The sequence below is a fragment of the Streptomyces sp. DT190 genome, from assembly GCF_049846985.1.
GTDB lineage: Bacteria > Actinomycetota > Actinomycetes > Streptomycetales > Streptomycetaceae > Streptomyces.
Map to the genome: position 1 here is coordinate 34,422 of NZ_JBNCNM010000003.1, position 12,016 is coordinate 46,437.

The window sequence follows — 12,016 nt, forward strand, 5'->3', positions numbered from 1 at the left end:
GCTTCCCCGAGCGGCTCATGTGAACGTGGGGTGTCTCACACCGCAGCCCGGCGTCTCCTTGTGTGCCGACAAGTGCGAAGATGGGGCACGGCAGGACAGGGCCCCACCGAAGGGCCGAAGAACGAGCGGCCGGACACCAGCCGCCTGCCGGTCACTGACGACCGGCTCACGGCGCACATGCATGGAGGACGTGACGTGGCGAACGACGCCAGCACCGTTTTCGACCTAGTGATCCTCGGCGGTGGCAGCGGTGGTTACGCCGCGGCCCTGCGCGGGGCGCAGCTGGGCCTGGACGTCGCCCTGATCGAGAAGGACAAGGTCGGCGGCACCTGCCTGCACCGGGGATGCATCCCCACCAAGGCCCTGCTGCACGCGGGCGAGATCGCCGACCAGGCCCGCGAGAGCGAGCAGTTCGGCGTCAAGGCCACCCTCGAGGGCATCGACATCGCCGGTGTCCACAAGTACAAGGACGGCGTGGTCGCGGGCCTGTACAAGGGCCTGCAGGGTCTGATCGCCTCCCGGAAGGTGACCTACATCGAGGGTGAGGGCCGGCTGTCCTCCCCCACCTCCGTCGACGTGAACGGCCGCCGCGTGGAGGGCCGCCACGTCCTGCTCGCGACCGGCTCCGTGCCGAAGTCGCTGCCGGGCCTGGAGATCGACGGCGACCGGATCATCTCCTCCGACCACGCCCTCGTGCTGGACCGCGTGCCGAAGTCCGCGATCATCCTCGGCGGCGGTGTCATCGGCGTCGAGTTCGCCTCGGCGTGGAAGTCCTTCGGTACCGACGTCACGATCGTCGAGGGCCTGAAGCACCTCGTCCCGGTCGAGGACGAGAACAGCTCCAAGCTGCTGGAGCGCGCCTTCCGCAAGCGCGGCATCAAGTTCAACCTGGGCACCTTCTTCGAGAAGGCCGAGTACACCCAGGACGGCGTCAAGGTCACCCTCGCCGACGGCAAGCAGTTCGAGGCCGAGATCCTGCTCGTCGCCATCGGCCGCGGCCCGGTCTCCCAGGGCCTGGGCTACGAGGAGCAGGGCGTCGCCATGGACCGCGGCTACGTCCTGGTCGACGAGTACATGCGCACGAACGTGCCGACCATCTCCGCCGTCGGTGACCTGGTCCCGACCCTCCAGCTCGCGCACGTCGGCTTCGCCGAGGGCATCCTGGTGGCGGAGCGTCTGGCCGGTCTGAAGACCGTGCCGATCGACTACGACGGTGTCCCGCGGGTGACGTACTGCCACCCCGAGGTCGCCTCCGTCGGCATCACCGAGGCCAAGGCCAAGGAGATCTACGGTGCGGACAAGGTCGTCGCTCTGAAGTACAACCTCGCGGGCAACGGCAGGAGCAAGATCCTGAACACCGCGGGCGAGATCAAGCTCGTCCAGGTCAAGGACGGTGCCGTGGTCGGCGTCCACATGGTCGGCGACCGCATGGGCGAGCAGGTCGGCGAAGCCCAGCTGATCTACAACTGGGAGGCGCTGCCCGCCGAGGTCGCGCAGCTGATCCACGCCCACCCGACGCAGAACGAGGCGATGGGCGAGGCCCACCTGGCCCTGGCCGGCAAGCCCCTCCACGCGCACGACTGACCCTCGGTCGACGAACGCGACGACACAGACTTCCGCACTTTCCGTAAGGAGCAACCGAAACCATGGCGGTTTCCGTAACCCTTCCGGCGCTCGGCGAGAGCGTCACCGAGGGCACCGTCACCCGCTGGCTGAAGGCCGAGGGTGAGCGCGTCGAGGCCGACGAGCCCCTGCTCGAGGTCTCCACCGACAAGGTCGACACCGAGATTCCCTCCCCCGCCTCCGGCGTGCTGTCCTCCATCAAGGTCGCCGAGGACGAGACGGTCGAGGTCGGCGCCGAGCTGGCGCTGATCGACGACGGCTCCGGCGCCCCCGCGGCCCAGGAGGCCCCGGCCGCCGAGCAGGCCCCGCAGGCCGAGCAGGTCGCCGAGCCCGCTCCGGAGCCGGCCGCGGCCGCCCCCTCCACCGAGCAGGCCGCCCCGGCGCCCGCCCCGACCGCCGACGCCGCCGCCGGCGGCGGCTCCGCCGAGGGCACGGACGTCGTCCTGCCCGCGCTCGGCGAGTCCGTCACCGAGGGCACCGTCACCCGCTGGCTGAAGTCGGTCGGCGACACGGTCGAGGCCGACGAGCCCCTGCTCGAGGTCTCCACCGACAAGGTCGACACCGAGATCCCGGCGCCCACCTCGGGCACCCTGCTGGAGATCGTGGTCGGCGAGGACGAGACCGCCGAGGTCGGCGCCAAGCTCGCCGTCATCGGCGAGGCGGGTGCCGCTCCGGCCGCCGCCCCCGCGCAGGAGGCCCCGGCCGCCCCGGCCCAGCCCGAGCCCACCCCGGCTCCGGCCCAGCCCGAGCCCACCCCGGCTCCGGCCCAGGCTGCGGCTCCGGCTCCGGCTCCCGCGCAGCCCGCCCCGGCCCCGCAGGCCCCGTCGGCCCCGGCCCCGCAGCAGCAGGTCACCCCGGCTCCCGAGCCGGCCCCGGCCGCTCCGGTGCCCGCTCCGGCTCCGGCCCAGGCCCCGGCCGCCGCCAAGCCGGCCGACGACGGCGCCTACGTCACCCCGCTGGTGCGCAAGCTCGCCGCCGAGCAGGGCGTCGACCTGTCCACCGTCAAGGGCACGGGCGTCGGCGGCCGCATCCGCAAGCAGGACGTCGTCGCCGCCGCGGAGGCCGCCAAGGCCGCCGCCGCTGCCCCGGCACCGGCCGCCCAGGCCGCCCCGGCCGCAGCGAAGAAGGCCCCCGCCCTGGAGGCCTCCCCGCTGCGCGGCCAGACCGTGAAGATGCCGCGGATCCGCAAGGTCATCGGCGACAACATGGTCAAGGCCCTGCACGAGCAGGCCCAGCTGTCCTCGGTCGTCGAGGTCGACGTCACGCGCCTGATGAAGCTGCGCGCCCGCGCCAAGGACGCGTTCGCGGCCCGCGAGGGCGTCAAGCTCTCCCCGATGCCGTTCTTCGTCAAGGCCGCCGCCCAGGCGCTGAAGGCGCACGCGCCGATCAACGCCCGGATCAACGAGGCCGAGGGGACCATCACCTACTTCGACACCGAGAACATCGGTATCGCGGTGGACTCCGAGAAGGGCCTGATGACCCCGGTCATCAAGAACGCCGGCGACCTCAACCTCGCCGGTATCGCCAAGGCGACGGCCGAGCTCGCGGGCAAGGTCCGGGCCAGCAAGATCACCCCGGACGAGCTGTCCGGCGCGACCTTCACCATCTCCAACACCGGGTCGCGCGGCGCGCTCTTCGACACGATCATCGTGCCGCCGGGCCAGGTCGCCATCCTCGGCATCGGCGCCACGGTCAAGCGCCCGGCCGTCATCGACACCGAGGACGGTCCCGTCATCGGCGTGCGCGACATGACGTACCTGACGCTGTCCTACGACCACCGCCTGGTGGACGGCGCCGACGCCGCCCGCTACCTGACGGCGGTCAAGGCCATCCTGGAGGCCGGCGAGTTCGAGGTCGAGCTCGGTCTCTGACCTTCCGTTCGCAGTCGCACGGTGCCCCTGTCCGGAAATCTCCGGGCAGGGGCACCGTGCCGTTTCAGGGGCGCGGGGAACTGCGCGAGCAACCACCCACCACCGTCGGCCGAACGACAGGCCGCACCGTCGGTGTAAGCCTCGTCTCACCTGCACCAGGACATCCCCACCTGCCCCACCCGCGGAGCGAACCGGCCGTATTGTCTAAGCGTCGATCCCGACCGAGGAGCCTTCATGACCGCGCCCGTCGTCCACTCGCTGCGCGAACAGATCCGCGAGCACATCCTGGAAGGGATCATCAGCGGACGCTGGCAGCCGGGCGAGCGGATCGTCGAACGCCGGATCGCCACCGAGCTGGAGGTCAGCCAGACCCCGGTCCGTGAGGCCCTGCGCGAGCTGGAGTCGCTGCGCCTGATCGAGTCCGCCCCGAACAAGGGCGTGCGCGTGCGGAACCTGACGGCCGCCGACCTGGAGGAGAGCTACCCGGTGCGGGCCGGTCTGGAGGCCATCGCCGCGGAACTGGCCGCCCGCACCCTCGCCGAGGACTGCTCGGCGCTGGAGCCCCACGTCAGCGCCCTGTACGAGGCCGACCGCCTGGCGGACGGCACGGCCCAGGTCCGGCACACCGTGGCCTTCCACCGCGAGCTGGTCCGCGCCGCCGGCAACTCCGTGCTGCTGCACACCTGGGAGGGCCTGGGCATCGAGGTGTTCACGGCCCTGTCGATCCGCTGGCTGGGCACGCAGCAGCAGTCGTACGCGGAGGAGCACGAGGAGCTGGTCGCGGCCTTCAAGCGCCGTGACCCCCGGATCGCGGAACTCGTCAAGGCGCACGTACTGGGTTGCGCGCCCCGGGCGTGACACCCGAGCGCGACCCCGCTCAAACGCCTCCGACCTGCGAAAACCACACCGAAACCCGTCACCGCGTGCCACCGGCGGAGGCACCGCGTGCCGACTTTCTCGTGATCAAGAGGTTTTATCCCTCAACCCTTTGATCGATCATCGATCAGGGAGTTACAGTCGCCGACGGGCTTGCCACCCGAGCCCCAGCCCTGTCCTGCCAAAGACAAAGGGCACCCCCGATCCCCTTACGTGAGGGAACCCCCTTCGACTGAGGAAGGCGGCGACATGACCGACCCCAACGCCATCCAGCCGAGCGAGCTCGACCAGCTCCCCGACCGGGACCCGGAGGAGACCGCCGAATGGCAGGCCTCCCTGGACGCGGTCACCAAGGCTGCCGGGCCGCACCGTGCCGCGTACCTGATGCGCCGCACGCTGGAGCGCGCCGAGGGCGCCGGCATCGCGCTGCCGAAGCTCCTCGAGACCGACTACGTCAACTCCATCCCCACCGCCGCCGAGCCGGACGTGCCCGGTGACGAGGCGATGGAGCAGCGGATCACCGCGTGGAACCGCTGGAACGCGGCCGCGATGGTGACCCGGGGCAGCAAATACGGTGTCGGCGGCCACATCGCCACCTTCGCCTCCGCCGCCTGGCTCTACGAGACCGGCTTCAACCACTTCTTCAAGGGCAAGGAGGCCGACGGCTCCGGCGACCAGCTCTACATCCAGGGCCACGCCTCCCCCGGCATCTACGCCCGCGCGTTCCTCGACGGCCGGCTCAGCGAGGAGCAGCTCGACAACTTCCGCCGCGAGTCGGGCGGCAACGGTCTGCCCTCCTACCCGCACCCGCGCCGCCTGCCCTGGCTGTGGGAGTTCCCGACCGTCTCCATGGGCCTCGGCCCGCTGTCGGCCATCTACCAGGCGCGCTTCAACCGCTACCTGACCAACCGCGGCATCAAGGACACCTCCGCCTCGCACGTGTGGGCGTTCCTCGGCGACGGCGAGATGGACGAGCCCGAGTCGACGGCGGCCCTGGCGCTCGCGGCCCGTGAGGAGCTCGACAACCTCACGTTCGTCATCAACTGCAACCTGCAGCGCCTGGACGGCCCGGTCCGCGCCAACTTCAAGATCGTGCAGGAGCTGGAGGCCCAGTTCCGCGGCGCCGGCTGGAACGTCGTCAAGACGCTGTGGGGCACAGCCTGGGACGAGCTGTTCCAGCTCGACACCACGGGCGCGCTGGTACGCCGCCTGCGCCAGGTACCGGACGCGCAGATCCAGACGTACCAGACCCGCGACGCGGCCTACATCCGCCAGGACTTCTTCGGCGCCGACCCGGCGCTTGCGGAGCTGGCGAAGCTGCTGAGCGACGACAAGATCCTGGAGTGCTTCCACTTCTCGCGCGGTGGCCACGAGGCGCGCAAGGTCTACGCCGCGTACAAGGCCGCCGTCGAGCACAAGGGCGCGCCGACCGTGATCCTGGCCCAGACGGTCAAGGGCCACACCCTCGGCGAGGGCTTCGCGTCGAAGAACGCCAACCACCAGATGAAGAAGCTCTCGGTGGACGAGTTCAAGAACATGCGCGACCTGCTCGGCCTGCCGATCAAGGACAGCGACTTCGTCGACGGCGTGGTCCCCTACGGCCACCCGGGCGCCGACTCCCCCGAGGTCCGCTACCTCCAGGAGCGGCGTGCCGCCCTCGGCGGCCCGGCCCCGGCCCGGCGCGTCCACCCGGTCGCCCCGCTGCCCGCCCCGGCCGAGAAGGCGTTCGCCTCCTTCGACAAGGGCTCCGGCTCGCAGAACGTGGCCACCACCATGGCGTTCGTCCGCCTGGTCAAGGACCTGGTCCGCGACAAGGAGACCGGCAAGCGCTGGGTGCCGATCGTCCCGGACGAGGCCCGTACCTTCGGTATGGAGTCGCTGTTCCCCTCGCTCGGCATCTACTCGCCCAAGGGCCAGACGTACGAGCCGGTCGACCGCGACCAGCTGATGTACTACAAGGAGGCCAAGAACGGCCAGATCCTCAACGAGGGGATCACCGAGGCCGGTTCGATGGCCGACTTCATCGCCGCTTCCACGTCGTACGCGACGCACGGCGAGACGATGATCCCGTTCTACATCTTCTACTCGATGTTCGGCTGGCAGCGCACGGCCGACCAGATGTGGCAGCTCGGCGACCAGCTCGGCCGCGGCTTCCTCGTCGGCGCCACGGCCGGCCGCACCACCCTGACCGGTGAGGGCCTGCAGCACGCCGACGGCCACTCCCCCGTCATCGCCGCGACCAACCCGGCGGCGCTGACGTACGACCCGGCGTTCGCCTACGAGGTCGCGGCCATCGTCAAGGAGGGTCTGCGCCGGATGTACGGCGAGGCCGCCCCGGGCGAGGACCAGGACGTCTTCTACTACCTGACCGTCTACAACGAGCCGCTGCCCCAGCCGGCGAAGCCGGCCGTCGCCGGGATCGACGAGGGCATCGTCAAGGGCCTGTACCGCTTCAACACGGCGGAGTCGGCGGGTGTGACCGTGCCGGCGAACGCCCCGCGGATCCAGCTGCTCGGCTCCGGCACCGCCATCCACTGGGCGCTCAAGGCGCAGCAGCTGCTGGCCGACGAGTGGGGCGTGGCGGCCGACGTGTGGTCGGCGACGTCCTGGAGCGAGCTGCGCCGGGACGCCCTGGAGGCCGACGAGGCGCTGCTGCGCGGCGAGGAGCGGGTGCCGTTCGTCCGGCAGGCGCTGCAGGGCGCCGAGGGCCCGGTGCTGGCGGTCTCCGACTACATGCGCCAGGTCCCGGACCAGATCGCGCAGTGGGTCGAGCAGGACTGGTCCTCGCTGGGCGCCGACGGCTTCGGCCTGTCGGACACCCGTGAGGCGGCCCGCCGCCACTTCGGGGTCGACGCCGAGTCGATCGTCGTCGCGGCCCTGGCCCAGCTCGCCCGGCGCGGCGAGGTCAAGGCGGCGTCCGTGAAGGAAGCGCGCGACACGTACGGTCTGTGAGTCCTCCCCCGTACACGGACCGTTGATCGGCAGGCCCCCGCCCCGGCGGGGGCCTGCTGCATGATGTGGCCATGCGCGCTGCCCGGTTGATCAAGATGGTGTTGCTGCTCCAGTCCCGGCCCTCCATGACGGCCGCCGAGCTCGCCCGGGAGCTGGAGGTGTCCGAGCGGACGGTGACACGGGACGCGCAGGCGCTGTCGGAGGCGGGGGTGCCGGTCTACGCGGACCGGGGCCGGGCCGGTGGCTACCGGCTGGTCGGCGGGTACCGCACGCGGCTGACGGGACTGCACCGCGGCGAGGCCGAGGCGCTGTTCCTGTCCGGGGTGCCGGGGGCGCTGCGCGAGATGGGCCTGGAGGACGCGGCCTCGGCGGCCCGGCTGAAGGTGTCGGCGGCGCTGCTGCCGTCCCTCAGGGACGCCTCCCGGACGGCGGCGCAGCGCTTCCACCTGGACGCCCCGAGCTGGTTCAAGGAGCCGGAGACGCCCGCGCTGCTGCCGGCGGTCGCGGACGCCGTCTGGGACGACCGGCGGATCAGCGCGCGCTACCGGCGCGGGGAGGAGGAGGTCCAGCGGGAGCTGGATCCGTACGGGCTCGTGCTGAAGGCGGGCGTCTGGTACCTGTGCGCACGGGTGGCCGGGGGCGGGTCCTTCCGGGTGTACCGGATCGACCGGTTCACGGCGGTGGAGGCGGGCGCGGAGCGCTTCGAGCGGGAGCCGGAGTTCGACCTGCCCGCGTTCTGGGAGGAGCGGGCCGAGCAGTTCGCACGGTCCATCCTGCGGGCGCGGGTGGTGGTGCGCCTGTCCCCGGAGGGGGTGCGCAGGCTGCCGTACGCCCTGGACTCGCTGTCCGCCGGGGAGGCCCTGGCGGAGGCGGGCGCCCCGGACGGCGACGGGTGGGTGACGGTGGATCTGCCCGTCGAGTCCGAGGAGGTCGCCCACACGCAGCTGTCGGCGCTGGGCCCGGAGGTGGAGGTGCTGGCGCCGGAGGGCCTGCGGGAGCGGTTCGCGGCCGACGCGGCACGGCTGGCCGGCCTCTACCGGAGCCGGGACGGCGCATAACGATCCCGCCCACTCCGGGTGCGCCCCCGTGCCCCAGGGCCGATGCTTGACCCGTGATGGACGAGACGGAGTTCTGGGAGCTGGTGGACGACGCCCGGGAGGCCGCCGAGGGCGACCCGGAGGAGCAGGCGGACCTGCTCGTGGAGCGGCTCGCCCAGTTGGACCCGGACTCGGTCCTGGACTTCGCCCGGCACTTCGAGTCCCGCTACAACCGCGCCTACCGCTGGGACCTGTGGGGTGCCGCCTGGGTGCTGCTCGACGGGGCCAGCGACGACGCCTTCGACTTCTTCCGGTGCTGGCTGATCGGGCAGGGCCGGGAGGTCTTCGAGGGTGCCCTGCACGACCCGGACGCGCTGGCCGACCTCCTCGGCGACTTCGACGAGGAGATCGACGGCGACGGCGAGGAACTCGGGTACGCGGCCGACGAGGCGTACGAGCAGCTCACCGGCGTGGTCGCGTCCGATCTGGGGATCCCGCCCGCCCCCGCGGAACCGGAGGGCACCCCGCTCGACTTCGAGGACGAGCAGCTGCTCGCGGAGCGCTACCCCCGGCTGTGGGAGCGCTTCAGGGGCTGATCAGCCGGCCCGGCGAGGGCCGGTGCCGGACGGGACGTACGCGTGGTTCCGCTCCGGCTCCACGGCGTGGAGCGGCGGCGCCGCGTTGGCCTGGTCCAGGGCGGACGCCGTGACCGCGGCCGGGCCCAGGACGACGGCGACGGCCGCGCAGAGCACCGCCCAGGGGCCCCGGGCGGCTCCCCGGGTGCGTGCCGCCGTGTTCCGCGTACCGCTGCTGTTCATGGTCCCCACCTCCGGTCGGCTGTCTGTGGCCCCGACCGTAGGGGGTCCGGTTGTGACGACACCGCGCGTTCGCTGTGGCTCTCCTGGGTGTGCGCGGGCCGGCCCTGGAGGCGGGCCGCGAGCTGCCGGATCCCGGGCAGGCGGGCCTGCAGAGCGGCGCCCGGGCAGCTGGTCATGTAGCCGTCGTTGTGGCCGGCCACGGCGGGCAGCCGGGCGGTGGTGCCGGCCGCGTAGCGGCTCAGCCCGTTGCTGGAGACCAGGCGGACGCCGGCCCGCGGGTCGATGCCGGTCAGGCCCAGTTTCCAGGCGGACAGCGCGGCGATGGCGCGGATCATGGGCGCGGGCACGGGCAGGCCCTCGGTGAAGGTGCCGAGGGCGGCGATGCCGCTGGTGCGGTGGTTGAAGCCCTGGGTGTGGGCGCCGGTGACGGCCCGTTCGACGCCGCCGGCGCGGCCCTCGTAGACGGTGCCGCAGCGGTCGACGACGAAGTTGTAGCCCAGGTCGTCCCAGTCGCGGCCGCCGGTCTGGCCGGTGTAGAGGTCCCGGAGGATGCGGGGCGCGTCGGCGCAGTCGTAGTCGTTGGGCGAGTCGGTGTGGTGGACGAAGACGGCGGCGACGTGGTCGTCGTAGCGCGGGCGGGGCTGGGGGCGGGCGGCGTCGCCCAGCCAGTGCGAGCGCGGCACGATGGGCGGCCGCGGGGCGGTGTACGGCCGGGCGGCCCGGTCCGGGGCGGCGCGGGCGGTGGTCTCGGCGGCGTTCTCCACGCCGTGGGCGCACAGCACCAGCGCGACGACGGCGGCGACGCCCGGCAGGCAGCCGAGCGCCACCCGCGCCGCGCGCGGCAGGCCGGCGGCGCCGGGTGCCCGGACGGCGCGGCGCCCCCGCGCACCCCGCCGCCCTCGGAAGACACGCATGGTCCCACTGTCGGCCCGATCCGGTCCGTCCGCGATGTGTGGTGTGCCACCCGGTGGAACCATCGTCACGGTCCGCGACGTTTCTCCGAGTGCACGCGCGCGTGGCCGGTTCCGATCATCCGCGCGCGGGTGACTGATCACCGGGCCCTTCCCCCACGTACTGGAGGGTTCCGAGAGAAAGGCGGCGTTGCGTGGACCTGCTCGACATCCTGCTGTTGCTGGTCGTCCTCGCCTACGCGGCGTCCGGGTACCGGCGCGGGCTGGTGGCCGGCTGTGTGTCGCTGGCGGGCTTCGTGGGCGGCGCGGTCGTCGGCGTGTGGATCCTGCCGTGGGTGATGGACCTGGTCGAGCCGGGCACCACGCGGGCGACGGTGACGGCGGTGTTCACGGTGCTGCTGCCGGCGGTGGTGGGCCACGAGCTGGCGGGGCGCCTCGCGCTGCGGCTGCGGCGGGAGCTGGACCGCGGGCCGCTGAGGGTGGCGGACGGGATCGGCGGGGCCGTGGCCAACTCGGTCGCCGTGCTGATCGTGGCGTGGGTCGTCGCGAGCGTCCTGGGCGCCTCCTCGTCGCCGCTGGTCACCTCGGCGATCCGGGACTCAAGGCTGCTCGGCGCGGTGCAGCGGACCATGCCGGACACGACCCCGGCCTGGTTCTCGGAGGCCACGTCCGCGCTCACCCAGGCGGGCTTCCCGCAGGTCTTCAACCCGTTCGAGAACGAGTCGACGGCCGAGGTCGCCCGGCCCTCGGGCGACAGCGTCACGGCGGCCGCGACGAACGCCGCCAAGCGGAGCACGGTGAAGGTCGAGGGCGTCGCCGGCACCCAGGGGCGCGAGGGCAGCGGCTTCGTGTACGCCCGGGAGCGCGTGATGACCAACGCCCACGTGGTGGCCGGCATCGACGAGCCGACCGTGCAGATCGGCGGGGTCGGGCGGACGTACGAGGCGCGGGTGGTGCTGTTCGACCCGAGCAAGGACGTGGCCGTGCTGTACGTGCCGGGTCTGAAGGCGCCCGTGCTCCGCTTCGACGACGACGCCGGGCGCGGCGATTCGGCGGTCGTCGCGGGCTATCCCGAGGACGGCGACCTGAACCTGCAGGCGGCCACGGTCGCGAACCGGGTGCGGGCGACGGGCCAGAACATCTACAACGACGGGACGGTCACGCGCGAGATCTACTCGATCCGCTCCACGGTCCGCCCCGGCAACTCGGGCGGTCCCCTGCTCACCACGGACGGGCGGGTGTTCGGCGTGGTCTTCGCCCGCTCCACCTCGGACGCCGAGACGGGTTACGTGCTGACGGCGGACGAGGTCTCCTCCGAGGCGGAGCGGGCGGCCCGCGCGACGGCGCCGGTGGACACGGGCGAGCCGGCGGCGTCGTAGCCCGCGGCACCGGGCCGGATCACAGGAAGCGGCCCATGAAGACGTCGTCGACGTAGGCGCCGTCGAGGAAGAACTCCTCGGGCAGGACGCCCTCCACGGCGAAGCCCTCGGACGCGTAGAGCGCGCGGGCCGGGGCGTTGTGCGCGAGCACGCGCAGGGTGAGGCGCCGGGCCCCCAGCCGCCGGGCCTCCTCCGCCGCCGCCCGCAGCAGGGCCCGGGCGACGCCCTGCCCGCGCGCCTCCTCCGCGACGGCCAGCCCCCGGATCATCCGGACGTGGGCGTTGCACGCGAGCGGCGTCGCGCTCCCCAGCCGGAGGTAACCGGCGAGCGTTCCGTCGAGCTCGGCCACGAGGCACTCCGCCACCGCGTCCCGCTCGCTGAAGAAGGGGCCGTACGGCGGCTCGGGGCGGGGCTGGACGGCGTGCAGCGGCGACCAGGTGGCTCGGTCGAGCCGGCCCAGCGCCTCCTCGTCCTCGGGGCGTGCGGGGCGTATGTGCGCAGTCGGCATGGGGGCACGTTACGTCGGCGGCACGCCCTCCCGGCAGGGGT

General features: G+C 72.8%; 10 protein-coding genes. 7 read left to right on the forward strand and 3 right to left on the reverse strand.

The window, feature by feature from the left end; all coding sequences use genetic code 11:
* Window positions 1–195 precede the first annotated feature (195 nt).
* The 6 genes from lpdA to ACPXCS_RS07065 all read left to right on the forward strand — a co-directional run bounded on the left by lpdA (window position 196) and on the right by ACPXCS_RS07065 (window position 8,955).
* A complete protein-coding gene (gene lpdA, locus ACPXCS_RS07040; RefSeq protein ID WP_425945354.1) occupies window positions 196–1,584 on the forward strand; it encodes a dihydrolipoyl dehydrogenase in 1,389 nt (462 codons plus the stop codon).
* 62 nt (window positions 1,585–1,646) lie between these two features.
* Window positions 1,647–3,494 carry a 2-oxoglutarate dehydrogenase, E2 component, dihydrolipoamide succinyltransferase gene (gene sucB, locus ACPXCS_RS07045; protein ID WP_425945353.1) on the forward strand — a complete coding sequence of 616 codons (1,848 nt, stop codon included), beginning with the start codon at window positions 1,647–1,649 and terminating at the stop codon, window positions 3,492–3,494.
* Window positions 3,495–3,728: 234 nt separating this feature from the next.
* The gene (locus tag ACPXCS_RS07050) at window positions 3,729–4,352 is read left to right on the forward strand and encodes a GntR family transcriptional regulator (RefSeq protein WP_425945352.1); all 624 of its coding nucleotides are present in this window, start codon (window positions 3,729–3,731) and stop codon (window positions 4,350–4,352) included.
* Between the two features lie 267 nt (window positions 4,353–4,619).
* Complete coding sequence (aceE, locus tag ACPXCS_RS07055; protein WP_425945351.1) at window positions 4,620–7,322, forward strand: pyruvate dehydrogenase (acetyl-transferring), homodimeric type; 2,703 nt, start codon at window positions 4,620–4,622, stop codon at window positions 7,320–7,322.
* A 71-nt stretch (window positions 7,323–7,393) separates the two neighbouring features.
* Window positions 7,394–8,380, forward strand: coding sequence for a helix-turn-helix transcriptional regulator (locus ACPXCS_RS07060; RefSeq protein ID WP_425945350.1), 987 nt, complete (start codon window positions 7,394–7,396; stop codon window positions 8,378–8,380).
* A 56-nt stretch (window positions 8,381–8,436) separates the two neighbouring features.
* Window positions 8,437–8,955, forward strand: coding sequence for a DUF4240 domain-containing protein (locus ACPXCS_RS07065; RefSeq protein ID WP_425945397.1), 519 nt, complete (start codon window positions 8,437–8,439; stop codon window positions 8,953–8,955).
* Here the strand turns inward: ACPXCS_RS07065 and ACPXCS_RS07070 are convergent, their stop codons facing one another.
* Together ACPXCS_RS07070 and ACPXCS_RS07075 are read right to left on the reverse strand one after the other, a co-directional pair.
* Window positions 8,956–9,177, reverse strand: a complete 222-nt coding sequence (locus tag ACPXCS_RS07070; protein ID WP_425945349.1) for a hypothetical protein — start codon at window positions 9,175–9,177, stop codon at window positions 8,956–8,958.
* Window positions 9,174–10,091, reverse strand: coding sequence for a peptidoglycan recognition protein family protein (locus tag ACPXCS_RS07075; RefSeq protein ID WP_425945348.1), 918 nt, complete (start codon window positions 10,089–10,091; stop codon window positions 9,174–9,176). The genes ACPXCS_RS07070 and ACPXCS_RS07075 overlap by 4 nt, the downstream gene beginning before the upstream one ends.
* A 191-nt stretch (window positions 10,092–10,282) precedes the next feature.
* Here ACPXCS_RS07075 and ACPXCS_RS07080 point away from each other — a divergent pair, with 191 nt between their 5' ends.
* Window positions 10,283–11,467 (forward strand): MarP family serine protease, encoded by a 1,185-nt coding sequence (locus tag ACPXCS_RS07080; RefSeq protein WP_425945347.1) that lies wholly within the window; start codon window positions 10,283–10,285, stop codon window positions 11,465–11,467.
* Between the two features lie 19 nt (window positions 11,468–11,486).
* Here ACPXCS_RS07080 and ACPXCS_RS07085 read toward each other — a convergent pair whose 3' ends face one another.
* Entirely contained in the window at window positions 11,487–11,975 is a 489-nt protein-coding gene (locus ACPXCS_RS07085) for a GNAT family N-acetyltransferase (protein WP_425945346.1), read from the reverse strand.
* Window positions 11,976–12,016 lie beyond the last annotated feature (41 nt).

Bases quoted from the DNA above. Each gene is read 5' to 3' on its own strand.
- sucB (WP_425945353.1), top strand. From the start codon at position 1,647: ATGGCGGTTTCCGTAACCCTTCCGGCGCTCGGCGAGAGCGTCACCGAG.
- ACPXCS_RS07050 (WP_425945352.1), top strand. From the start codon at position 3,729: ATGACCGCGCCCGTCGTCCACTCGCTGCGCGAACAGATCCGCGAGCAC.
- aceE (WP_425945351.1), top strand. From the start codon at position 4,620: ATGACCGACCCCAACGCCATCCAGCCGAGCGAGCTCGACCAGCTCCCC.
- ACPXCS_RS07060 (WP_425945350.1), top strand. From the start codon at position 7,394: ATGCGCGCTGCCCGGTTGATCAAGATGGTGTTGCTGCTCCAGTCCCGG.
- ACPXCS_RS07065 (WP_425945397.1), top strand. From the start codon at position 8,437: ATGGACGAGACGGAGTTCTGGGAGCTGGTGGACGACGCCCGGGAGGCC.
- ACPXCS_RS07070 (WP_425945349.1), bottom strand. From the start codon at position 9,177: ATGAACAGCAGCGGTACGCGGAACACGGCGGCACGCACCCGGGGAGCC.
- ACPXCS_RS07075 (WP_425945348.1), bottom strand. From the start codon at position 10,091: ATGCGTGTCTTCCGAGGGCGGCGGGGTGCGCGGGGGCGCCGCGCCGTC.
- ACPXCS_RS07085 (WP_425945346.1), bottom strand. From the start codon at position 11,975: ATGCCGACTGCGCACATACGCCCCGCACGCCCCGAGGACGAGGAGGCG.